24 protein-coding genes are annotated in these 22,391 nt (G+C 74.2%); 8 read left to right on the top strand and 16 right to left on the bottom strand.

Annotation, left to right across the window (positions count from 1 at the left end; all coding sequences use genetic code 11):
• The first annotated feature begins 1 nt into the window (after position 1).
• From ACZ3ZD_RS09705 to hypE, 3 genes are read left to right on the top strand one after another with little or no spacing between them, the layout of a single operon-like run.
• The gene (locus ACZ3ZD_RS09705) at positions 2–292 is read left to right on the top strand and encodes a HypC/HybG/HupF family hydrogenase formation chaperone (protein WP_467395212.1); all 291 of its coding nucleotides are present in this window, start codon (positions 2–4) and stop codon (positions 290–292) included.
• Positions 289–1,434 (top strand): hydrogenase formation protein HypD, encoded by a 1,146-nt coding sequence (gene hypD, locus ACZ3ZD_RS09710; RefSeq protein WP_467395213.1) that lies wholly within the window; start codon positions 289–291, stop codon positions 1,432–1,434. Before ACZ3ZD_RS09705 ends, hypD begins: the two co-directional genes overlap by 4 nt.
• Positions 1,427–2,509 (top strand): hydrogenase expression/formation protein HypE, encoded by a 1,083-nt coding sequence (hypE, locus tag ACZ3ZD_RS09715; protein WP_467395214.1) that lies wholly within the window; start codon positions 1,427–1,429, stop codon positions 2,507–2,509. Before hypD ends, hypE begins: the two co-directional genes overlap by 8 nt.
• Positions 2,510–2,558: 49 nt before the next feature.
• On the opposite strand, the gene hypA is transcribed toward hypE, so the two are convergent.
• The 14 genes from hypA to ACZ3ZD_RS09785 all read right to left on the bottom strand — a co-directional run bounded on the left by hypA (position 2,559) and on the right by ACZ3ZD_RS09785 (position 14,638).
• On the bottom strand, positions 2,559–2,915 hold the full coding sequence (gene hypA / locus ACZ3ZD_RS09720) for a hydrogenase maturation nickel metallochaperone HypA (protein WP_467395215.1): 357 nt from the start codon (positions 2,913–2,915) through the stop codon (positions 2,559–2,561).
• A gap of 7 nt (positions 2,916–2,922) precedes the next feature.
• The gene (locus ACZ3ZD_RS09725; protein ID WP_467395216.1) at positions 2,923–3,123 is read right to left on the bottom strand and encodes a hypothetical protein; all 201 of its coding nucleotides are present in this window, start codon (positions 3,121–3,123) and stop codon (positions 2,923–2,925) included.
• Between the two features lie 11 nt (positions 3,124–3,134).
• Positions 3,135–3,341 (bottom strand): hypothetical protein, encoded by a 207-nt coding sequence (locus ACZ3ZD_RS09730; RefSeq protein WP_467395217.1) that lies wholly within the window; start codon positions 3,339–3,341, stop codon positions 3,135–3,137.
• Positions 3,342–3,361: 20 nt separating this feature from the next.
• Positions 3,362–3,958 carry a DUF5947 family protein gene (locus ACZ3ZD_RS09735; protein WP_467395218.1) on the bottom strand — a complete coding sequence of 199 codons (597 nt, stop codon included), beginning with the start codon at positions 3,956–3,958 and terminating at the stop codon, positions 3,362–3,364.
• Entirely contained in the window at positions 3,955–4,509 is a 555-nt protein-coding gene (locus ACZ3ZD_RS09740; protein ID WP_467395219.1) for a NifU family protein, read from the bottom strand. Before ACZ3ZD_RS09740 ends, ACZ3ZD_RS09735 begins: the two co-directional genes overlap by 4 nt.
• The gene (locus ACZ3ZD_RS09745; protein WP_467395220.1) at positions 4,502–6,295 is read right to left on the bottom strand and encodes a nickel-dependent hydrogenase large subunit; all 1,794 of its coding nucleotides are present in this window, start codon (positions 6,293–6,295) and stop codon (positions 4,502–4,504) included. The genes ACZ3ZD_RS09740 and ACZ3ZD_RS09745 overlap by 8 nt, the downstream gene beginning before the upstream one ends.
• 73 nt (positions 6,296–6,368) lie before the next feature.
• Positions 6,369–7,457, bottom strand: coding sequence for an NADH-quinone oxidoreductase subunit B family protein (locus tag ACZ3ZD_RS09750; RefSeq protein ID WP_467395221.1), 1,089 nt, complete (start codon positions 7,455–7,457; stop codon positions 6,369–6,371).
• Positions 7,454–8,923: a hypothetical protein gene (locus tag ACZ3ZD_RS09755; RefSeq protein ID WP_467395222.1), complete on the bottom strand. Its 1,470-nt coding sequence runs from the start codon at positions 8,921–8,923 to the stop codon at positions 7,454–7,456. The genes ACZ3ZD_RS09750 and ACZ3ZD_RS09755 overlap by 4 nt, the downstream gene beginning before the upstream one ends.
• Positions 8,924–9,182: 259 nt before the next feature.
• Entirely contained in the window at positions 9,183–9,761 is a 579-nt protein-coding gene (locus ACZ3ZD_RS09760) for a hypothetical protein (RefSeq protein ID WP_467395223.1), read from the bottom strand.
• A gap of 99 nt (positions 9,762–9,860) precedes the next feature.
• A complete protein-coding gene (locus tag ACZ3ZD_RS09765; RefSeq protein WP_467395224.1) occupies positions 9,861–11,057 on the bottom strand; it encodes a PP2C family protein-serine/threonine phosphatase in 1,197 nt (398 codons plus the stop codon).
• Positions 11,054–12,163 carry an FUSC family protein gene (locus ACZ3ZD_RS09770; RefSeq protein ID WP_467395225.1) on the bottom strand — a complete coding sequence of 370 codons (1,110 nt, stop codon included), beginning with the start codon at positions 12,161–12,163 and terminating at the stop codon, positions 11,054–11,056. Before ACZ3ZD_RS09770 ends, ACZ3ZD_RS09765 begins: the two co-directional genes overlap by 4 nt.
• 120 nt (positions 12,164–12,283) lie before the next feature.
• The gene (locus tag ACZ3ZD_RS09775; protein ID WP_467395226.1) at positions 12,284–13,351 is read right to left on the bottom strand and encodes a hypothetical protein; all 1,068 of its coding nucleotides are present in this window, start codon (positions 13,349–13,351) and stop codon (positions 12,284–12,286) included.
• Positions 13,352–13,396: 45 nt separating this feature from the next.
• Positions 13,397–13,627, bottom strand: coding sequence for a response regulator transcription factor (locus ACZ3ZD_RS09780; protein ID WP_467395227.1), 231 nt, complete (start codon positions 13,625–13,627; stop codon positions 13,397–13,399).
• A gap of 186 nt (positions 13,628–13,813) precedes the next feature.
• Positions 13,814–14,638 carry a serine hydrolase gene (locus ACZ3ZD_RS09785; protein ID WP_467395228.1) on the bottom strand — a complete coding sequence of 275 codons (825 nt, stop codon included), beginning with the start codon at positions 14,636–14,638 and terminating at the stop codon, positions 13,814–13,816.
• Positions 14,639–14,833: 195 nt separating this feature from the next.
• Between ACZ3ZD_RS09785 and ACZ3ZD_RS09790 the strand changes: the two genes are divergently transcribed.
• From ACZ3ZD_RS09790 to ACZ3ZD_RS09810, 5 genes are all read left to right on the top strand, one after another.
• On the top strand, positions 14,834–15,859 hold the full coding sequence (locus ACZ3ZD_RS09790) for a permease (RefSeq protein ID WP_467395229.1): 1,026 nt from the start codon (positions 14,834–14,836) through the stop codon (positions 15,857–15,859).
• Positions 15,856–16,590: a TIGR03943 family putative permease subunit gene (locus tag ACZ3ZD_RS09795; protein ID WP_467395230.1), complete on the top strand. Its 735-nt coding sequence runs from the start codon at positions 15,856–15,858 to the stop codon at positions 16,588–16,590. The genes ACZ3ZD_RS09790 and ACZ3ZD_RS09795 overlap by 4 nt, the downstream gene beginning before the upstream one ends.
• A gap of 200 nt (positions 16,591–16,790) precedes the next feature.
• Positions 16,791–17,393 carry an Rv1733c family protein gene (locus ACZ3ZD_RS09800; protein WP_467395231.1) on the top strand — a complete coding sequence of 201 codons (603 nt, stop codon included), beginning with the start codon at positions 16,791–16,793 and terminating at the stop codon, positions 17,391–17,393.
• Between the two features lie 168 nt (positions 17,394–17,561).
• A complete protein-coding gene (locus ACZ3ZD_RS09805; protein WP_467395232.1) occupies positions 17,562–18,026 on the top strand; it encodes a peptidoglycan-binding domain-containing protein in 465 nt (154 codons plus the stop codon).
• Positions 18,027–18,117: 91 nt separating this feature from the next.
• Complete coding sequence (locus tag ACZ3ZD_RS09810) at positions 18,118–19,182, top strand: YihY/virulence factor BrkB family protein (protein ID WP_467395233.1); 1,065 nt, start codon at positions 18,118–18,120, stop codon at positions 19,180–19,182.
• Between the two features lie 40 nt (positions 19,183–19,222).
• Here ACZ3ZD_RS09810 and ACZ3ZD_RS09815 read toward each other — a convergent pair whose 3' ends face one another.
• Positions 19,223–19,888 carry a response regulator gene (locus tag ACZ3ZD_RS09815; protein ID WP_467395234.1) on the bottom strand — a complete coding sequence of 222 codons (666 nt, stop codon included), beginning with the start codon at positions 19,886–19,888 and terminating at the stop codon, positions 19,223–19,225.
• Between the two features lie 8 nt (positions 19,889–19,896).
• Positions 19,897–22,230, bottom strand: coding sequence for a histidine kinase (locus ACZ3ZD_RS09820; RefSeq protein WP_467395235.1), 2,334 nt, complete (start codon positions 22,228–22,230; stop codon positions 19,897–19,899).
• Positions 22,231–22,391 lie beyond the last annotated feature (161 nt).

Here is a 22,391-nt window from a genome sequence, read left to right on the forward strand (position 1 = left end):
CATGTGTCTGGCAGTGCCCGGCAAGGTCGTGTCCATCGACCACGACGCCGACCCGCTCACCGGCCTGATCGACTTCGGCGGCGTACGCAAACAGGCATGCCTGGAGTACCTCCCCGACCTGAAGGTGGGGGAGTACGTCATCGTCCACGTCGGCTTCGCGCTCCAGCGCCTGGACGAGGAGTCGGCCCGGGCCTCCCTGGAGCTGTTCGGTCAACTCGGACTGCTGGAGGAGGAGTTCGGTGACGCCTGGCAGCAGGCGGCACGGCAGGAGAGCGGAAGTGAGGCCCGGTGAAGTACATCGAGGAGTTCAACGACCCGGAGCTGGCGCGCCGGCTGCTGGACGAGATCCGGTCCACGGCCACCCGGCCCTGGGCCCTGATGGAGGTCTGCGGCGGGCAGACCCACTCCATCATCCGGCACGGCATCGACCAACTCCTTCCAGATGAGGTGGAGTTGATCCACGGTCCGGGCTGCCCGGTTTGTGTGACCCCCCTCGACGTCATCGACAAGGCCCTGGCGATCGCCGCGCGCCCCGAGGTGATCTTCTGTTCCTTCGGGGACATGCTGCGCGTGCCCGGCACCGGCCGGGACCTGTTCCGGGTCAAGGGCGAGGGCGGTGACGTCCGGGTGGTCTACTCGCCGCTGGACGCCGTCGACCTGGCCCGCAGGAACCCCGACCGGCAGGTGGTGTTCTTCGCCATCGGCTTCGAGACGACCGCCCCCGCCAACGCCATGGCCGTGCACCAGGCCCGCCGGCTCGGCCTCGCCAACTTCAGCCTGCTGGTCTCCCACGTCCGGGTCCCCCCGGCGATCGAGGCCATCATGACCGCCCCCGCCTGCCGGGTGCAGGGCTTCCTCGCCGCCGGGCACGTGTGCAGCGTGATGGGCACCGCCGAGTACCCGGACCTCGCCGAGAAGCACCGCGTCCCGGTCGTCGTCACCGGCTTCGAGCCGCTGGACATCCTCGAAGGCATCCGCCGCGCCGTCCACCAGCTCGAACGCGGGGAGCACCGGGTGGAGAACGCCTACCCCCGCGCGGTGCGGGAGCAGGGCAACCAGGCGGCCGTCCGCATGATCAAGGAGGTCTTCGAGGTCACCGACCGCAACTGGCGGGGCATCGGCCCCATCCCGGACAGCGGCTGGCGGCTCACCGACGCCTTCCGCGCCTACGACGCCGAGCACCGCTTCGACGTCACCGGCATCCGCACCGAGGAACCCGCCGAATGCCGCGCCGGCGAGGTCCTGCAGGGCCTGATCAAACCCACCGAGTGCGCCGCGTTCGGCACGACCTGCACCCCGCGCACCCCGCTCGGCGCCACCATGGTCTCCAGCGAGGGCGCCTGCGCGGCCTACTACCTGTACCGCAGGATGACCGACACCCCGGCACCCCAGGGATCCCGGATCCCGCGCGAGGAGATGAACCCCGTTGGCTGACCTCGCCACCGAACGCCCCGAGGCGGTCGTCGACCCCGCGAACTGGACCTGCCCCGCCCCCCTGCGCGACCAGCCGGTCGTCGTCATGGGCCACGGCGGGGGCGGCGCCCTGTCCGCCGAGCTGATCGAGCAGGTCTTCGCACCCGCCTACGGCAACCCCCTCCTGGCCGCCCTCACCGACTCGGCCGTCCTCGGCCTCGGCGGTGCCCGGCTGGCCTTCTCCACCGACTCCTACGTCGTACGGCCGCTGTTCTTCCCCGGCGGCAGCGTCGGCGACCTCGCCGTCAACGGCACCGTCAACGACCTGGCGATGAGCGGCGCCCGGCCCGCGTACCTGTCCACCGCCTTCATCCTGGAGGAGGGCGTGGAACTGGCCGTCGTGGAACGCGTGGCCCGCGCCGTCGGCGCGGCGGCCGAGGCGGCCGGCGTCACCATCGCCACCGGCGACACCAAGGTGGTCGAGTCCGGGCACGGCGACGGCGTCTACATCACCACCGCCGGCGTCGGTCTCGTCCCCGAGGGCGTCGACATCCGCCCGCAGCGCGCCCGGCCCGGCGACGCCGTCCTCGTCAGCGGCCCGATCGGCCTGCACGGCGTGGCCGTCATGAGCGTGCGGGAGGGCCTGGAGTTCGGCGTCGAGATCAGCTCCGACACCGCGCCGCTCGCGGACCTGGTCGCGGCCATGCTGGCGGTCACCCCCGACCTCCACGTGCTGCGCGACCCCACCCGGGGCGGCCTGGGCGCCTCCCTGAACGAGATCGCCCGCGCCTCCGGCACCGGCGTACGGCTGCGGGAGCGGGCGATCCCGGTGCCGGACGAGGTCGCGAACGCCTGCGGATTCCTGGGCCTCGACCCGCTGTACGTCGCCAACGAGGGCCGGCTCGTCGCCTTCGTGCCCCCGGAGCACGCCGAGGCCGTCCTCGCGGCGATGCGCGCCCACCCGCAGGGCGCCGGCGCGGCCCGCATCGGGGAGTGCGTGGCCGACCACCCGGGCATGGTGGTCGTCGCCACCGCCCTCGGCGGCACCCGGGTGCTTGACCTGCCGCTCGGCGAACAGCTGCCCCGGATCTGCTGAACCGCACCCGGCTTCCCCGGATCCGCCGAGCCGCCCCCCGGCCCCGCCGTCACGCGGGGGCCGGGACCGGCGCCACCCCCGTGATCTCCAACTCCCGCCCGCCGCGCAGCTCCTGCGACGGCCGGTCACAGCGCGGGCACCAGAAGAACGGCGGCATGCCGACGGCGAACTCCTCGGTACACGCCCCGCACCAGGCCCGCGCCGGCACCTGCTCCACGATCAGCCGGGCCCCCGCGAGGGCCGTACCGTCCCGGGCCACCTCGAAGGCGAAGTGCAGCGCGTCCGGGACGACACCGGCCAGCTCACCGACCCTGACCGTCACCGACGACACGCCGTCCGCGCCGTCCGCGCGGGCGATCTCCGCCGCCTGCTCCACGATCGCGGTCGCGATCGACAGCTCGTGCACGCCGGCCTCACGGGTACCGGTGGCCCGCGCGCAGGCCTCCGGTCATCCGGTAGATCCGCAGCTCGCGCACGATGCCCGGCAGTTCCCAGACGACCAGGGCCGCGGCCAGCGAGCCGGCCACCGCCGCCTGGACCGCGAGCACCCGCCGGCCGGACATCCCCCGCCGTACGGTCTTCCTTCGCCTCATGGCCGTGTTCATGACGCTCATGTCCTGCTCCCTCATCCCGGCGAGATGTTCGGCATGTCCTTCACCAGGGCGTCATGCCGTTTCCAGTGGATACCGGTGGAGCGGCGCGCGTCGGAGCTGCCGTCCTCGTGGTGTCCCTGCTGATGCTCGTAGGGGCCCTTGTTCCCCTGGTGCAGTCCGCGCACATGGCTGGGCGTGTCGGGCTTCGCCTGGGGGCGGCCCACTCGGATGCTGCCCATCTCGGGTCTCCTTCCGGTCCTCACGACCGCTCGGTCAGCTCCCTGAAGAACTGTTCTACGGCCTGCCAGACCCGGCCGCCACCGGACAGGCCCTGCCACTCGCGGCGGACCAGCGCGATCATGCGGTAGCAGTCGTCGACCGGCACGATCCAGTGTGCGTCGAGGCCGCGCACGGTGTTGACCAGCAGCGCCTCGACATCGGGGGTCATGGCGCCGAGCTGCGGGACCGTGGCGGCCAGCCGCTGCCAGGCCGCCGCGTCCACCTCCCACCGCATGGCCCCCGCCGGGCTCGGGCCCTGCGCGGTGACCGTGCCGTCGGAACGCGGCACGAAGAACACCAGCCCCACCGGAACACCCAGCACCCCGGTGTCGACCGGCGGCAGCCGCAGCCGGCGCCGGGGCACGAGCCGGTAGCGGCCCTCACCCGCCCCGCCGTCGGCGAACAGCACCGAGCAGGGCCCGCACACGCACCGCACCTCGGCGGCCCCGGTGTCGTACAGATGGGCGTGTTCCACGGCCACACGGGCGGCGCACAGTTCGCAGACCTCGGCCTCGTCGCGCTCCGCCCGGTCGGCGGCGGAGCGGATCACCCGGGCCAGCGCGCCCTGCGCGGTCACCGCGCCTCCTGGGACACGGCCCGGCGCCTGATCGTGCTCAGCGGCACGAACGCGGGGGCCGGCCGGCGCTCCGCCTCGACCGGCTCGACCGACTCCAGCTCCGGAGCCACCGCCAGGACGGCGGCCCGTACGGCCTCCAGGGGGGCGGTGCCACCGCCGCCGCAGCCCGAACCGCAGCCGCCGCCGGTGCTCAGCCGCACCCGGGCCACCCGCCCTTCGACGCCGGCCCACTCCAGGTCGCCGCCGCGCTCGCGCACCGCCGGCCGCAGCTTCTCCACCGCGCGGGCGGCCCGGCGCTCGGGCGGCTCCGGATGGATGTCGTGCAGCACCAGCAGGTGCCCGAGCAGCTCGTCCTCGGCCAGCCGCTCCCGCAGCGGCTGCTCCGCGAGGTCCAGCACCCGGGCGAGGGCCTCGCCGTAGACCTCGGTCAGCAGCCGCACCGCCTCCAGCGCCGGGCCGGGCATGCTCTCCAGGCCGGCCAGCACCTCGTCGAGCCGGGCGAGGCGCGCCTCCACCGCCGGGTCCGGCAGCCGTGCGGCGGTGTCAGCCATGGTTCGCTCCGTACGTCGGCGAGTGCACGGTCGTCAGCGTCTTGCCCTTGCCCATGTACATGTGGACACCGCACGGCAGACAGGGGTCGAAGCTGCGGACGGTGCGCATGATGTCGACGCCCTTGAAGTCGTCGGGCCCGTTCTCCTCGAAGATCGGCTGGCCCTGCACGGCGTCCTCGTACGGGCCAGGGGTGCCGTAGATGTCGCGCGGGCTGGCGTTCCACGGAGTGGGCGGGTACGGGTGGTAGTTGGCGATCTTCTTGTCCCGGATCACCAGGTGGTGCGAGAGGACACCGCGCACCGCCTCGTGGAAACCGCAGCCGATCGCCTCGTCCGGCACCTCGAAGTTCTCGTACACCTTGGTGTCGCCGCTGCGCAGCATCCCCATCGCCTCCTCCAGGAACTGGAGTGCCATCGCGGCGGCGTAGGCGATGAAGTACGGCCGGGCGCGGTCCCGTTCGAGGGTGTTGCTCCACTTCGGGATGCGCCACTCCAGGGTCGTCTCCGGCAGCTTCTCGCCCCGGGGCAGGGTGATGCGGATGCCGCCGCCGGTCGCCTTGACGTACGGCGTGTCGACGAGGCCGCTCAGCGCGGTCGACCACAGCCGGGCCAGCGGGCCGCCGCCGGTGTCCAGCGCGAGGTGCTCACCGCTCTCCGGGTGGTACCAGCGGGGGCTCATCACCCAGCTGTAGTTGCCGTCGAAGTCCCGCTTCTGCGGCACCGGCACCGTGGTCTGGTTCCACGGGTGCCGCATGTCGACCGGGTTGCCGAGCGGGTCGTGGGTGACGAACGGGTCCTCGTTGACCCAGTCCTCGTAGAACGAGCTGCCCAGCATGATGCGCAGGCCGAGGTTGATGTCGATCAGGTTGTTGGTGACCAGCTTGCCGTCCACGATGATGCCCGGCGTGACGTACATCGCCCGGCCCCACTCGTTCATCGTCGCGTAGCGGTAGTCGACCACGTCGGGGTTCTGGAAGGCGCCCCAGCAGCCGAGCAGGATGCGGCGCTTGCCGACCTCCTCGTAGCCGGGCAGCGCCTCGTAGAAGAAGTCGAAGACGTCGTCGTTCATCGCCACCGCCTTCTTGATGAAGTCGATGACGCGCATCAGGCGGCTGAGGTAGTCGGTGAAGGTGTTCGGCTGCGGCATCGTGCCGACCCCGCCCGGGTACAGCGTGGAGGGGTGTACGTGCCGCCCCTCCATCAGGCAGAACATCTCCCGGGTGATCCGGCTGACCTTCAGCGCCTCCTTGTAGACCTCGCCCTCGAAGGGGTTGAAGGCCTTCATGATCTCGGCGATGGTGCGGTAGCCGTGGACGTCCCCGCGGGGCGCGTCGGTGCGTTCGGCGCGGGCCAGCACACCGGGGTTGGTGGCCTTGACCATCGCCTCGCAGAAGTCCACGAAGACCAGGTTGTCCTGGAAGATCGTGTGGTCGAAGATGTACTCCGCCGCCTCGCCGAGGTTGGTGATGTGCTCCGCCAGCTTCGGCGGCTTCACCCCGTAGGCCATCTGCTGGGCGTAGTTGGAGCAGGTGGTGTGGTTGTCGCCGCAGATACCGCAGATCCGCGAGGTGATGAACCCGGCGTCCCGCGGATCCTTGCCCTTCATGAACACCGAGTAGCCGCGGAACAGCGACGAGGTGCTGTGGCACTCCACGACTTCCCGGTTGGCGAAGTCGATCTTCGTGTAGATGCCCAGGTTGCCGATGATCCGGGTGATGGGGTCCCAGGACATGTCGACGAGCTGAGCGGGTTTGCGTTCTGTGGACCGGGACTCGGTGGTGGTCATCTGCGGTACTGCCCCTCGCTGTTCGGATTGAGCGGATGGGTGGCGGGCGGAGAAGGGGACGGGACGGGCGGCGTCAGGCGCGCCAGTGCGGGTCGTAACCGCTGGTCAGCGTGCTCTTGTTGTGGCGCCACTTGGGCTCGTGGTTCACCAGGTCGTTGGTCAGGCCGCGCAGCCGGCGGACGACCGCCCCGTACGGCTTGATCACCATGGAGGACAGCGTGCCGCCCGGGGGTTCGTCCATGAACGGCATGAAGGCGTCCGGGAAGCTCGGCATCGTGCAGCCGATGCAGATGCCGCCGACGTTGGGGCAGCCGCCGATACCGGCCATCCAGCCGCGCTTGGGCACGTTGCAGTTGACGACCGGACCCCAGCAGCCCACCTTCACCTGGCACTTGGGGGAGTTGTAGTCCCGCGCGAAGTCGGCCTGCTCGTAGTAGGCGGCCCGGTCGCAGCCCTCGTGCACGGTCTTGCCGAACAGCCACTGCGGACGCAGCATGTGGTCCAGCGGCGGCGGGGGAGCGGCACCGGCCGCGTGCTGGAGCACCCAGACCAGGGTCTCCATGAAGTTCTCCGGCTGGATCGGACAGCCCGGCACGTTGACCACCGGCAGCCCCGAGCGCGCCTTGAAGTCCCAGCCCAGGTAGTCCGCGAGACCCATGCAGCCGGTCGGGTTGCCGGCCATCGCGTGGATGCCGCCGAACGTCGCGCAGGTACCGGCCGCGACCACCGCCCAGGCCCGGGGCGCGAGGTCGTCGATCCACTCGTTCAGCGTCTGCGGCTCACCGGTGTCCGGGTGGTTGCCGAACGACGTCCAGTAGCCGTCGCCCTCGATGATGTTCTGGTTCGGGATCGACCCCTCGATGACGAGGATGAACGGCTCCAGCTCACCGCGGGCCGCCGCCCGGTACGGGGCCAGGAAGTCCTCTCCGCCCAGGCTCGGCGAGAGCACCTTGTTGACCAGGTTCACCTTCGGCAGGCCCGGGATCAGGCCGAGCACGACGTCCTCGATGGAGGGCTGGCCGGCCGCGGTGAGGGAGACGGTGTCGCCGTCGCAGCTCATGCCCTCCGAGATCCACAGGATGGTGATCTCGTCGAAGCCCTCCCGTGCCTCGGCCCTGCTGGGCTCGCCCTGGACTTCCGTGGTACCGCTCTGTGTGGTCATGTCTGCGGCCTCCGTTGCAGCCGGTCTCGGACTGGGTCGTGGGCGGCGGCCGACGCGGCGCACTCGGCCCGGTCGAGCGGTGCCACCTCGTCGGGGCGGAAGTAGTGGAACCGGCCGTACCAGTCGTGCAGTTCGGCGGCGGGATCGTCGTCGACGGTGACGGCCAGGTGGACGCTGCCGTCCACGTCGTGGAAGACCGCGGCCACCTGCGCGGTCCGTCCGTCCAGGAACATGTCCTGGGCGTCGGCGCCCCGGCCGCGCGGGCACAGCCGCACCCGGCTGCCGCCGCCCACGGGCACGCCGTCCACCAGCACGGTGTCCGTCGCCGGGGACAGCCCCTCGTCCCCGCCCTCCTGCCACCAGGCCGGCCGTGCGGCCGACGGGCGCTGGGCCGGGGTCAGGGAGCGGATGGCGCCGTGCAGCCGGGAGAAGACCTCCGGGGGCATGCTGTCCACCCGGTCCAGGATCCGCGCGGCCCGCGGATCGGTGGCCCGGGCCTCGGCCTTCTCCTCGTCGGTCAGCAGCATCGTGCGCAGCGTGAGGATCTCGTCGATCTCCGCCGCGTCGTGCAGGTCGCCCGGGCTCTCCGGCGCCACCTGCGGATGGTCGGGGAGGATGATCGGCGCGGAGAGCAGGAACGCCCCCGTCGCGCCGTCGTCGCCCGCCGGCTGCGGGGGCGGCCCGCCGAGCACCGGGAACGTGAACGCGTTGCGGCAGCCGCGGACCTGCTCGGCGAGGCCGGCGGGCGGGTCGATCAGCGACACGAACTCGGCTCCGTCGGCGGCCAGGACGGTGTGGGTGGCCAGCAGCGCCTGCCCGAGCACCGCACCGCGCGGGGCCCCCGGGTCCTGTGCGCCGGCCGTGTTCTCGGTGCGCACCCGCAGCCGGTACAGCTCCGCTCCGAGCGGCTCGGCCACGACCGTCGTCTCCGCCCGCACCTGGCGGCGCCGGCGCACCGTCCGCCCGGCGCCCTGCGGCAGCGGTTCGTACTCCGTGCCGGCCGGCGCGCCCACGGCCGCGGTCCGCCCGCCGTCCCGCAGCAGCTCCGCCAGCGGCAGCAGCAGCTCGGTCTCGCGGGGCACCGCCTCCTCGAACGACAGGTGGGTGACCCCGTCGGCGGTGCGCAGCGACTCCACCGGGCGGTGCCCGCCGTCCACGTCGGCCTCCTCCACCTGCTTGTGCTGGAGCTGGAGGTACCGCACGCGCACGCGTACGGCCGCGTCGGCGCGGCACACCCGCAGCAGGCACTCGGTGCGCTGGTACCAGGAGTCGGCGGAGCCGGAGACACCGGGCGTGACCGGACCGTCCCGCTCCACCCAGTCGCGGGGCAGCAGCACCCCGAACTGCCAGCGCACCCGGTTCTTCCCCGAGGACCGGCGGTAGGGGTACAGCAGGTACCCCTCGTAGAGCACGGCGTCCGCCACGGCACTCAGCTGCGCACAGCCCTCGCCGACTCCGTTCGCCATGCTCTCTCCTCGCCACTGGTGATCGCGGAACCTCTCCCCACGGTCACACCAGTCGCGCTCGCCCGCCCCTCAGGCGCACCGTCATTAGGCCGGACAGTGGAATCCCGCGGCGGTCCGGGGGTACGGAGGCGGCGGTCACCGGAGCGGGCTCGCCCAGGCCGGGACAGGAAAGCGCGCTCTTCGGTACGGAGGAGGCCGGCGTCACCCCGCGGGCACCGCCGGACTGCCGGGCGGGCGGCAGGCGAGTGCCGCCGACGGGTCAGTGGGGGAGCAGGAACCGGGCGACCAGGGACCTGGCGCTGTCGGCGTCGAGGCCCAGGGCCCGGCCGAGGTCCTCCCAGCGCCGCACGCCGTCCTCCTCGATCAGACCGGCCGCCTCCCGGCCGGCCCGGCGGGTCAGCCGGTCCAGCGCGGCGACGGCCCGCAGCGCGGCGGCCGGCGCGTCCTCGGCCAGCGCGAACAGCTTGTCCTCCAGGGCGGCCAGCAGCTGGGTCACCTCGTCCGGCAGCGGCACCGTCCGCCGTTCGACCGCGCGGATGTGCTCGCTCCAGTCCCGGCGCTGCGCCGAGACGTCCAGCTCCTCCAGGTCCTCGCCGGCCGGCTCGGCCGCGGGGACGGGGGTGCTCGGCCCGCGCCAGCCGCAGCTGCACGCGGCCCGCACCGCCGCCGCCCGCGGCCGGCCCAGGTCGCCGTCGTACGCCCACCACTCGCTGGTCCGGTACATCTCGGCGCCGCCGCCGAGGTCGAAGTACGCGGGCTTCGGCTCACTGCCGTCGGCCAGGACGGCCCCCACGATGCCCTCGTGGGACGCCCCGAACTCCTCGGTCGTCCACCCCACGGCCGCCTCCCTCCCCTCGCCGCTGCGTCCCGCCCATCATCGGCGACCGCGTGCCCGGCCGGGGAGCGGACGGAGAAAGGGGGCCGAAAAGGGGACGGTTCACGGGCCGGGGCGCCCGGGCCCGGCGGGCGCGGGGTCCGGTCGTGCGGGCAGCCGCTCCAGCGCCACCAGTGCCGCGTCGTCGCCGAGGTCGCCGTACGCGTGGCGGACCAGGTCCCGGCGCAGTGCGCCCACCATCGCCTCCAGGGGCCGGCCCGCGTGCGCCTCGACGTGCGCGGACAGGTCGAGGAAGCGGCCGCGCCGGTCCCGGGCCTCGATGAACCCGTCGGTGTACAGCAGCAGCCGGTCGCCCGGGCCGAACGGCACGGTCTGGGCGGGCGGTGCCGTGTCCAGCAGGTCGCCGAGGCCGAGGGGGGCGCCCGGCCGGTCGGGGAGCAGGCCCTCCACCCGCCCGGCGTGCACGAGGAACGGCTCGGGGTGTCCGCAGTGCACGAGGCGGGCCACGGGCTCGCCGGGCGGGAACTCCACCAGCAGGGCGGTCGCGAACCGCTCGGTGAACAGCGTGCTGTCCGTGCGGCCGTCCTCCGGGGTGCCGTCGACGGCGACGATCTGCCGTCGGGCCCGCTCGTCGAGCCGCTCGGCGACCCGCGTCAACGAACGTTCCTGGTGGGCGAGTTCGCGGAAGGCGCCGAGGAGGGCGGCGGAGGCCCCGACGGCCGGCAGCCCCTTGCCGCGGACGTCGCCGACCAGGACCCGGGTGCCGTACGGCGTCGCCAGCGCCTCGTAGAAGTCGCCGCCGATCCTCGCCTCCGACTCGGCCGGCAGATACACCCCGCGCAGGGCCAGCGAGCCGATCCGGTGGGGCAGGGGGTGCATCAGCGCCCGCTGTGCCGTCTCCGCCACCGAGCGGACCTGCCGCAACTGGCGTTCCCGGCGCCCGCGCAGGCAGCAGGCGGCCATCGAGGTCAGGCCGACCACGAGCAGGCTGAACAGCACGACGTCCGAGTCCGGACGCCCCCACTGCCCGGCGTCCGCCTGGAGCAGGGCGGTCAGGGTCAGCGCGGCGCAGCCCAGGGACGCCGTGGCCCACACCGGGAGCGCCACCGAGGCCAGCACGGGCACGGCGACCATCACCGGTGACACGTGCAGCCAGTCGGGGGTGAGCAGATCGGTGAGGGCGACGACCGTCAGCAGGGCCACGGGGGCCACCGCGAGCAGGACGCGGGAGCGGAGAAGCCGGCGGACCAGGGCCCGGGACGGGTGGCCGGGCTGGGTGTGTGCCGGGGTGTGGGTCATCGTCGGGTGGTGGGTCGTAGGGGGCGGTGTGCCCGGTGGGTGCGGTCGGGTGGGGCGGGTGCCGGGGCCGACAGGCAGGACAGGGCCGACTCCAGGTGCCGGAGCAGGTGGCCGGCCTCGGTGCCGGTGGCCGGGGGGTCGCGGCGGGCGGCGTCGAGCCGGGTCAGGGCCCGGCGGGTCGCGGGCAGGGCGGGATGCGGCCGGCCGCCCCGGCAGGAGTAGGCGCACAGCGCGGTGGTGCGCAGCAGCCGGGCGTACGGCTGGGCGAAGGAGCCACCGGCGCCGGGTGTGCCGGCCGCCCCCGGGCGCGCGTCGAGGAGCCGGCCCGTGGCGGCCAGCTCGCGCGCCACCTCGGACAGGGTCCCCAGCACCCGGTGGTCCAGGTGCCACCGGCGGCGCCGGGCGGTCGGCCGCGGGTTCCACCGCACGCTCTCGTGCGCCTCGTCCACGGCCGTGCGGGCCCGCTCCAGTGCCCGGTCCAGGTCCCGCTCCCAGGCGGGCCCGAGCAGGTCCCGGGGCCGCCCGCGGCCCACGACCGTGTCGGCCAGACCGTCGAGGTACCGGGCGACCAGCACCCGCAGCTCCTCCAGCGCCCGCTCGGCGGACCGCACCCGCACGGCGGGGAGCAGCAGCGCGCTGCACGCCAGGCCGAAAGCGATGCCGAGCACGATCTCCGCCAGGTGGGAGAGCAGCTCGCCGGGGTGCCGGTCGCGGACCAGGGCGAACGTGATCAGCGCGGTCGTCGGCACATGGATGCCGTGGTGCCCGAGGAACCCGCGCCGGGCGAGCAGCACCGAGGCGAAGACGACCAGGACCAGACCCGCCATGCCGGGGCGGACGTACAGCGCGCCGGGTACGGCGATGAGGACGCCGAGCAGACAGCCCGCGCCGTACCGCAGGGCGGCGGAGGCCGTGCGCACCACCGTCGTCTCGACGATGAGCAGCGCGGCGACGGCCCCCGCGTACGGGGCGGGCGTGTGCAGCAGTGCCGAACAGCTCTGCCAGGTCAGCCCGGCGGCCACGGTCGCCCGGGCGGCCTCGGCGCAGTGGGTGCGGCCGAAGCGTCCCATCCGTGCCGGCAGAGCGGACCACCGTGCGCCGCGCATACCGTTCTCGCCCCTTCCTCGTCGGGATCCGCGGGCCGTTCGCCCGGCCCGGCAAGGCCGCCCAGGATAATCGGACAAATGGGGCGAGAGGCAAATAAGTGCCGTGTGGGGAAGGAGCCCTCAGTTCCGGAAGGCGGGGTAAAGCGGGAGCGGGGCGGTATCCCAGTCCCGGGCGGGGCCGTCCAGCAGCAGCTCCATCGTCCGGGCCAGCGCCGGGAACTCGGTGAGCGTGCGTGCGGTCTCCCAGCGGTGCCGCAGCAGCCGGCGCACCGTCGGGACCGGGCGCCGGGTGCGGTGCATCGGCCGGTCCTCGCCGGCATGGGGCAGCAGGTGCACGGTGCCGTGGACCGTCCACAGCGCGATCGCCCGGCGCAGGCCCGCCTCCCACACCGCGTCCTCGGCCAGCTCCGGATGGACGGCAACGACCTCCGTGCGATAGGTCTGCTCGACCTCCCGGGCCAGGCAGGCGGGCAGCCGGAAGACGCACCAGCAGGTGGAGAAGGGCATCCGGCAGTAGGCGGCGGTCAGGAAGACCGACTGGAAGGTCGCGCCCTCGAAGTCGATCAGGCGCAGCCCGTCCGCCGTGAGCAGAGTGTTGTCCGGGCAGGTGTCGCCGGGCGTGAACGCCGCGTACCGGTCACCGCCCGCCGTGCCGACAGCGGCCAGCTCGCCGGCCAGGTCCGGCGGTACGGCGACCCCCCACCGCGCGAGCTGCACGGGCAGTTCGGCGGCGCACCGCTCGATCCACGGGTCGTCCGGCCCCGACGGCACGCCCTGGTCGAACCGGGCCGCCAGCCGGGCGAAGTCGGCGCGTCCGGCCACCGATCCGGCGGACAGCCGGCCGAGCGCGTGGGCCCAGGCCAGCAGGCCGTCCGCCGCGGCCTTCGGATCGTCGCCGAGCAGCACGTCCGCGAGCGTCGGCGCGGCCCCCAGGTCCTCCATCACCAGCAGCGGGGTGTCCGGTTCCACGCCCAGCAGGGCCGGGCCGGCGCCGAGGGAGAGCGCGGCGGCCTCCGCGGTGAAGGAGCGCAGCGCCTCCGGTTCCCGGCCGAACGCCTTCACGATCACCGTGCCGCCCGCAGTCGTCCGGCACCGCAGGACGGAGCTACGGCGGCTGCCGCCCAGGTCGACCGGGTCGGACAGCCCGGTTCCCAGCAGGCGGCCGGCCGTTCGCAAGATCGGTTCCATCCGGGCATCCTGCCACCGTTTCCCGGCGTGCCGGACGCCCCCGGCTCACAGGCCCAGAGCGACGGCCACGCGGGTCAGCTCGGCGGTGTTGGTGATGTTGAACTTGGCCCGGATGCGGCGCAGGTAGGCGTCCACGGTGTGGGTGGACAGTCCCATGTGGCGGGCCGTCTGCAGGTAGGTGCGTCCGGAGGCGATGTGCCGGAGCGTCTCCCGCTCGCGCGGAGCCAGCGCGGGGGCGGGGGCTTCGGTGGGAGAGGGGGCGAGGGTGGCGCTCATGCTGATTCCTCCGGCGGAACGGCTGGGGACTGACCGTTTAGGGCGTTTTGCCCTTGTTCCACCAGATTGCTGACCGGACTTCATGGGGCTGTCCGCCGACTGTCACAGCCGTGTCACAGGGGCATCCGGGACCGAGCGAAGCAGGCGGAACCCAGCGCCCCGCCGACCGGGTTCTCCGGCGTTTGCTCAGGTCACGGCCGCGCGAGCCGTGCGCTCCACCAGGGACACACCGTCCTCCATCGTCGCGTTCCCGTCCGACAGGACCGCGACGAGATACCGGTGTCCCCCGACCGTGACCCGGCCGACGCTGTTGACGTCCCACAGCCCCGTGGTGTCCCGCTCCAGCCAGCCGTTCTTCAGGGCCCGCCCGGTGGCCTCGGTGCCGGCCGCGGAGACACCCCAGCGCTGCTCGGGTACGACCCGGCTCATCAGGGCGCGGACATAGGCACGGGACCGCGCGTCGAGCCCGCCGGAGCCCGCGCGCACCGGACCGCCGGCGTCGAACACCGCCCGCAGCAGCCGTATCTGGTCGCTCGCGGTGGTCCGGGTCAGCCCCCACTTGCCGCCCGGGCCGCCCGTCGTCGAGGTCAGCCCCAGGCGCTTGTTCGCCGCCGCCAGCCCCGGAGCCTGCCCGATCTGCCGCCACAGGGCGTTCGCCGCCGCGTTGTCGCTGCGCCGGATCATCGGCTCGGCGCGCTCCTTCTCCTGCGCGGTGAGCTGCCGTCCCGCGTCCTGCGCCCGGAGCAGCAGCGCCGCGAGGATGTCGACCTTGACAATGCTGGCGGTGTCGTACGCCCGGTCCGTGCCGTGCAGCACGGGGGCGCCGCTGGTGCCGTCCAGGTCGACCACGGCCGCGGTGGCGTGCGCCGGGGGGTGCTCGGAGGGCGGGGTGGTGGCGGCCGCGGCCGCGGCCTGGGCCGGGTGCAGGAGGCCGGTGGCGGTGAGGGCCGCTGCCGAGGCAAGGAGGGCGCCGGCCTTGGTCCGCGCGGTGGGGGAGGGGCGGGAGGACATGGGGCACGAAGTTAGCGGCCCGCACCGGCCCGGCGACGTGGCACCGGTCACCTTCGGCCCTGATTCGCCCCGATTGTGAGAAGAGCCACCGATGGAGCGCAATGTGGGGCGGACTCGCTACCGGGGCGGCGTGTACGCGCGGCCGGGCCGTCCTCCTCGCTTATCGTCGGCCGGACGCCGACATCCGGAGTGACCATGGAAAAAACGGATGAACTGGTAGGTGTGGCGGCCGTACCCCTCCGTCCGGCCGTGCGCCGCGTCCGGGCCCGGCCGCTGGGCGCCGCCCTCGCGCTCACGGCCGCCGCCACCGCCGTGCTCCTTCTCGCCGGCACCCAGTGGCTCGACCGACCGGCCGTCCAGGCCTGGCGCACCGTCTGCCTGGCCATCACCGTCCAGGCGCTCCCCTTCCTGCTCCTGGGCACCGCCCTGTCCGGCGCCATCAACGCGTTCGTGCCGGCCGACCTGTTCACCAGGGTGCTGCCGAAACGGGCGGCCCTCGCCGTACCGGTCGCCGGGGTCGCCGGCGCGGTGCTGCCGGGCTGCGAGTGCGCCTCCGTCCCGGTCGCCGGCAGCCTGATCCGCCGGGGCGTCACCCCGGCCGCCGCCTTCGCCTTCCTGCTGTCCGCGCCCGCGATCAACCCCGTCGTGCTCACGGCCACCGCCGTCGCCTTCCCCGGCAACCCCGCGATGGTCGCCGCCCGGCTGCTCGCCTCCCTCGGCACGGCGGCCGCTATGGGCTGGCTGTGGCTCTGGCTCGGCAAGGAGGAGTGGCTGAGCCCGCTGCTGCGCCACCGGCACACCGGCCACCGGGACGGACACGGCCGCTGGAACGAGTTCCGGCTCGCCTTCCAGCACGACTTCCTGCACGCCGGCGGCTACCTGGTGCTCGGTGCGATGGCCGCCGCCACCTTCAACGTCGCCGTGCCCCGCTCCGTCCTCGACACCTTCTCCGGTTCGCCCTGGCTGTCGGTGCTCTTCCTGGCCGCCCTCGCCGTGCTGCTGGCCGTCTGTTCGGAGGCGGACGCGTTCGTCGCGGCCTCCCTCACCGGCTTCTCGGCGACCGCCCGACTCGCCTTCCTCGTCGTCGGCCCGATGGTCGACCTCAAGCTGATCGCCCTCCAGGCGGGCACCTTCGGCCGCGCGTTCGCCTGGCGGTTCTGCACGGCGACCACCGTCGTGGCGATCGCCGCGAGCGTCCTGACCGGAGGCGCGCTGCTGTGAAACGCCCCGCCCAGACGCTGCTCCTGGCGCTGACCGGCCTCGGCCTGCAGCACGTGGCCCTCTTCACCGACCTCTACCTGCGCTACGTCAAGGCCGGGCTGCGCCCGCCGCTCATCGCGTCCGGGGTGGTCCTGCTGCTGCTCGCCCTTATGGGAGCGGCCGTCCGGGACCGGCACCGGCCGTCCGGGGACACCGGTCACGAGCACGGCCACGACCACACCGGCACGCCGCGCGTCGCCTGGCTGCTGTTCCTGCCCGCCCTCAGCCTGCTGCTGTACGCCCCGCCCGCGCTCGGCGCGTACACGGCGGCCCGTGCCCACGCCAAGCCCGTCGCCGTACAGAAGGGGTTCGCCCCGCTGCCCCCGACGTCGCCGCTGCCGCTGACCCTCACCGACTTCACCAAACGGGTCCAGCAGGACCGCAGCCAGGCCGTCGGGAACCGTGCCGTGCTGCTGACGGGGTTCGTCACCCCGGCCGGCGAGGACGGCGGCTGGTATCTGACCCGCATCATCTTCACCTGCTGCGCGGCGGACTCCCAGACGGTCGAGGTACGCATGTACGGCACGCAGGCCCCGCCCGCCGACACCTGGCTGGCGGTCACCGGCACGTGGCATCCCCACGGCACCCTGGGCACCAGGACCGCGGAGCCGGCACTCGACGTCCACCACGCCACGCCCGTCGCCCAGCCGCTGAACGCCTACACCGACGACCTGCCCCTGACCGCCTCGTGACGCCGGGGCCTCTCGTGTGACCCCTGCGGTGCCGGGCCCCTCCCGGACGGACGCCGGTGCCACGAGGAACGGGCCGTGGCGGACGAGCGGTGTGGGACAGGTGCACGATGGTGTTATGACCCTTTCGTGGGACTCCGGGGCCGGGGGACCGCCGGGGTCGAGCCGGGGTTCGGGCGCCGGTGTGAGAGGAGGCGGTGGCGGTGACACGGACACCTCCTACGACGGTCACCCCCCTGCGGCTGTGGCGGTGGCGGCGCAACCCGCTCAAGCGGCACAGCGACGTCGTCGAGGCCTGGATCGTCCTCGCCGGCTGGCTGCTCGCCCTGGTCGCCGCGGTCCTCGGGGGCCTCGTCGCGGCCCGGAACTCCGAGTCGGCGTTCGCCGCACGGCTGACACACGAGCACCGGGTGGCCGCCGTACTCACCGACGACGCGGCCCGCTCCCCGGCCGCGGCCAGCGGGTACGACGACGGGCGGGTGTGGGCCGCGGTGCGGTGGACGGACCCGGACGGCTCGGTGCACACCGACCGCGCGAAGGTCGTCCCGGGCGCCCCCGCCGGAACCCGGGTCACCGTGTGGACGAACCGGTCGGGCCGGGTCGTGCCCGCCCCCGTCACCGGAGCGGCCGCCGATCTGCAGTCGGCGCTCACCGGCGTCCTCGCCGCCCCGGCCGCCGGCGCGCTGGTCTGGGGCGCCGGACGGCTCCTGCGCGGCCGGCTCATCCGGCGGCGCATGGCCGAGTGGGACGAGGAGTGGAAGCAGATCGGACCCCGGTGGGGGAACCTGAGCGGAGGCAGGGGCTGAGCGCCGGTGGAGTGCGCCCCCTGCACCTACCGCACAGGTTGTACACCGGCCCGGCGCTACCGCGGCCGGTGGAGCCGGAGGTCAACTCCCCGGTTGGCGACGGACCGGGGCCCGCGCACATAGCTTGTGTGCCGTGCCGAGAGGCACTCGTCGACCAGGGGGAAACACATGCAGACGAACATCCTCACCAGGACCCTCCTCGCCGCCACCACGACCGTGGCGCTGGCCGCGGGCAGCCTGGCCGCGGCGGGCACGAGTTTCGCCGCACCCGCGGCAGCCCAGCCCGAAGCGGCCCGGCCGGCGGCGGTCAGCGAGGCCGTCACTCCGCAGGCGGTGAACAACCTCGGCCTGAGCACCGCCCAGGCGAAGAAGGTCCAGCGCTGGCTGAAGACGTACTGGAAGTACCAGGGCTCCATCGACGGCAAGCTCGGCACCAACAGCTGGAAGGCCTTCCAGCGCTGCCTGAAGAAGTACTGGGGCTACTCCGCTCCGATCGACGGCGTCGTCGGCAAGAACACGGTCAAGGCGCTCCAGCGGCTCCTGAAGGAGGGCTACGGCTACCACGGTCACATCGACGGCATCGCCGGTGCCGGCACCAAGGCCGCGTTCAAGCGGTTCGCCAACGCCCACTGAGGCACGGCATCCCGCGCCGCCCGCACCAGCCTCCGCCCCGGCTTCCCGGGGCGGAGCGCTTGAGGGCGCGCTGCCGGGTTACTCGGCCGGTATGGCGAAGCTGCACGTACCCCGGCGCCGCCACCGGCAGGCCGCCGACGAGGACCCGGCGCCGCGGATCCCGGCGCCCGACGAGGCCGGGCCCGCCCCCGAGGTCGAGCGGCGGGCACCGCGCACTCCCGTGAAGCTGCCGCGCCGCGCGTGGGCCGCGGTCTTCCGGGGCGCCCTGCGCGAGTTCCGGGACGACGAGCTGACCGACCGGGCGGCGGCGCTCACCTACTACGCCGTCCTGGCCCTGTTCCCCGCGCTGCTGGTCCTGGTCTCCCTGCTGGCCGTCGCCGGCAGGTCGGTCACCGACCGGCTGCTGGCCAACCTGAACGGCCTCGCGCCCGGCCCCGCCCGGGACATCGTCACCCGGGCCGTGGAACAGCTGCGCCACGGCGCCGGCGTCGGCTCGCTCGTGGCCCTGGTCGGCATCGTGCTGGCCGTGTGGTCCGCGTCCGGCTACGTGGCCGCGTTCATCCGCGCCGCCAACGCCGTCTACGACATGCCCGAGGGCCGCCCGGCGTGGAAGATCCTCCCGGTGCGCGTCGGCGTCACCGTCGTCCTGATGATCCTCACCGTGGCCGGCGCGCTCATCGTGGTCTTCACCGGGGGCCTGGCCCGCCGCGCCGGGCGGGCGCTCGGCCTCGGCGACACGGCGCTGACCGTCTGGGGCATCGCCAAGTGGCCGGTGCTGGTCCTGCTCGTCACCCTGATGATCGCCATCCTGTACTGGGCCACCCCGAACGCCAAGGTCAAGGGCTTCACCTGGATCACCCCCGGCAGCGTCCTCGCCCTGCTGATCTGGATGGCCGCCTCCGCCGGCTTCGCGTTCTACGTCGCCAACTTCGGCTCCTACAACAAGACGTACGGCACCATGGCCGGCGTCATCGTCTTCCTGGTCTGGCTGTGGATCACCAACCTGGCCGTCCTGCTGGGCCTGGAGTTCGACGCGGAGACCGTACGGCAGCGGGCCATCGCCGGCGGCCACCCGCCCGACGCCGAGCCCTACACCCGACCCCGCGACACCAGGAAGTGGACCAAGGACGACGTACGCCGCCTGGACGGAAGCTGACGCGGGCGTACGCACCTCGCCCTCGGCGAGCCGGTACCGGTCAGCTCCGCGGGACCCCGCCCGGGGCGATCAGGCCGGTCTCGTAGGCGAGGATCGTGGCCTGGACTCGGTCGCGCAGGCCGAGCTTGGACAGCAGCGCGTTCACGTGGCTCTTGACCGTGCCCGTGGTGACACCGAGTTCGGTGCCGATCTCCGCGTTGGTCAGCCCGGAGGCGATCTTCAGCAGGACCTCCCGTTCCCGCTGGGTGAGCCGGCCCAGGGGCCCGCCGGCCGGGGGCCGGGGCGGGGGAGGGGCGCTGCGGGCGAAGGTGTCGATGAGCCGGCGGGTCACCGCGGGCGCCAGGATGCCGTCGCCGGCCGCGACCACCCGGATCGCGGACAGCAACTGCTCGGGCTCGGCGTCCTTCAGCAGGAACCCGGACGCCCCGGCGCGCAGCGCCTCGTACACGTACTCGTCCAGGTCGAACGTGGTGAGCACCAGCACGCGCGGACCGCCGGACCGGGCGGTGATCAGCCGGGTCGCGGTCAGTCCGTCCATGCCCGGCATCCGGATGTCCATCAGGACGACATCGGCGTCCCCGGCGGCGGCGCGTGACACCGCCGTCGCCCCGTCACCGGCCTCGGCCACCACGGTCAGATCGGGTTCGGCGTCCACGATGGCGGCGAATCCCGCCCGGACCACGGCCTGGTCGTCGACGACGATCACGCGTACGGCTACGGGGCCACCTCCTGGACCGGGGCCGGAACGGCTCCGGCCGGCAACACCACCCGTAGCGTACCGGCCGGTTCGCACCGGAGCCGCCCCTCGGCCGCGGCGGCCTGCACCCGCAGGCGTTCGGCGACCGGGCCCGCGACGGCGAGCCGCACCCCCGTCACCGTGATCCGCAGGGTGCCGCGCCACCGCCGCAGGGTCACCCGCGCCGGACCCGTGTCGCCCGCACCGAGTGCCGCTTCGACGATCCGGTACACCGAGACCTGTACCGACGGCGGCAGGTCCCGGGCGGCCTCAGGCAGACCCCGCAGCCGGACGTCACGGCCGGCGGAACGCAGCGCACCGCACAGCGCCTCCAGGTCGCCGGCGGCCGGCGACGGGGCGAGCCGGCCGCCGGGTCCGCCGCCGTCGCCCAGGCTGTGCAGCATCTCCCGCATCGCGGCCAGCGCCGCCCTGGCCGTGCCGGCCACCTCCGCCAGGTCGCCCCGCCGGGCCGCGCCGACGAGCGCCCGCGTGTGCTCCAGCACGGCGTCCCGCAAGGTGGCCGCGAGCCGCCGCCGTTCCGCCACCGCGGCCCGGTCCGCCTGCCACATCGAGCTGGCGAACGCGAAGTCGTCGTGGGCCAGGGCGCGCAGCCGGCGCCGCCGCACGATCAGACCGGCGCCCCACACGGCCGCGAACACCGGGGCCAGCAGGACGGACAGCAAGAAGACCAGCAGGACGGTGCCGGCCGTCCCCGTCGGCTCGCCCGCCACCGAACCGTCGGCCGAGGACACGGCCGCCACGGCGCCGGCCGCTCCGAGGGCCGCCGCGACCGGCGCCGGCCAGGTGCGCCCCGCCCCCTGACCGTAGGCGGCGACCGCGTACACGGCCAGGGTCTCCGCCAGCGTCCCGGCGGCGAGGAACTGCGCCACCGGGGACGGCAGAAGGCCCCCGGCCACGGCCACCGGACCCGGCCAGGCCGTCGCCAGAACGGCGAGGAGGACGGTCCACGGCGCACGTCTGCGCCACAGCAGGGGCAGCGCGTGCAGCACCAGCAGCCCGCAGACGACCAGCAGCGCCGGCAGCGCGGCGCGCCGGGCGGCGCCGGACCAGTCCTCCGTGACCGCGAGGGCGTAGGTCACCGGCAGGATCATCGACACCGCCACCAGGGCGGGATCGGCGAGTCGCTGCTCCCGCAGCACGTCACGCCGCCAGCCGTGCGGGTCCGGCCGTCGCGGCTCGGCGCCGTCGGGCAGTGTCGCGCACACCTGCCAGCCGCCCTCCGGCGTGGGTCCGGCGCTCAGTTCGCCACCGGCCGCCACGGCCCGCTCCCGCATCCCGGCCACGCCCCGCCCCGCGCCCAGACCGCCGGCGCCGTGCGGCGCGGTGCGCGGCGGCGCGTTCCGCACGGTCAGCCGGAGCATGCCGTCCGCCCGCGTGACCAGGACCCCGGCGGCGGCGCCGGGCGCGTACCGCAGCGCGTTGGTGAGCGCCTCGCGGACGATGCCGTGGACCGCCTCGGCCGACGGGCCGGCCAGGTCGCCGGGGATCCGCGCGGTGACCGGGCGGCCCAACCGGCCGAAACCGGCGACCAGTTCCTCGATCCGCCCGCTCATCGGCCGGTGGTCCGGGCGGTCGGTGTCCCGCAGCAGGCCCACCAGCCGTTGCAGTGCCGTGAGGGTTTCGGTTCCGGTGCGCTCCGCGAACGACAGCGCCTCCGCGGCTATGTCGGGCCTGCTGCCCTGGAGTCGGCGCGCCGCGTCGACGGTCACCACGACCGAGGTGAGGTGATGGGCGCTCACATCGTGCAGCTCCCGGGCCAGTCGCCGGCGCTCCTCGTCGCCCGCCACCCGGCGGGCGTGCTCCGCCCCGGCCAGCCGCCGGGCCGCGGTGAGCCGGCCGGCCAGCCACTGCCGCCGTGCCTCGCCGAGCCCCGCGCACAGCAGGTACCCGCCGAGCGCGACCGCCATCTCGGACAGCAGCGCGGGCCGGGGGCCCTCGCGTACGGCGGCCAGCACCCACTCGACGCCCACGGCGGCGGCGACCGCCCGCACCGTCACCGGAACCGGGCACCGCACGGCGACGGAGTACAGGGCGACCAGCGGGGCGACACCGAGGTAGTGGTCCGGCCCGGCGAGCCCGCCCAGGACCAGCGTGCCCAGGGTGCAGACCAGCACCCGCACCGGGGCGGTACGGCGTCGGGCCAGCGCGGCCGTCTCCAGGGCCGGCGCGCCCAGCACGCAGAGCAGGGCGGGGCGGCCGGGTGTGCCGTCCGGGCCCACGCCGGGCCACAGCAGGGCGCCCTGCCCGGCCGCCAGCAGCAGGGGCAGAAGCCAGTTGCGTATCGTCTCCATGTAGCCGACGAGCGTAGGGGCCGCCCGCGCGCCGGGCACCGGACCAGGGGTGGAGATCCCTCTCCACCCAGAGACAGAGAACGGACCCCCGGTCCCGGGCCAGGCACCAACCGGGGGTGGAGCATCCGGTCACCCCCTGAGCCGATGCCACGCCAGGGGAT

This window comes from Streptomyces sp. NPDC023481 (assembly GCF_055560195.1).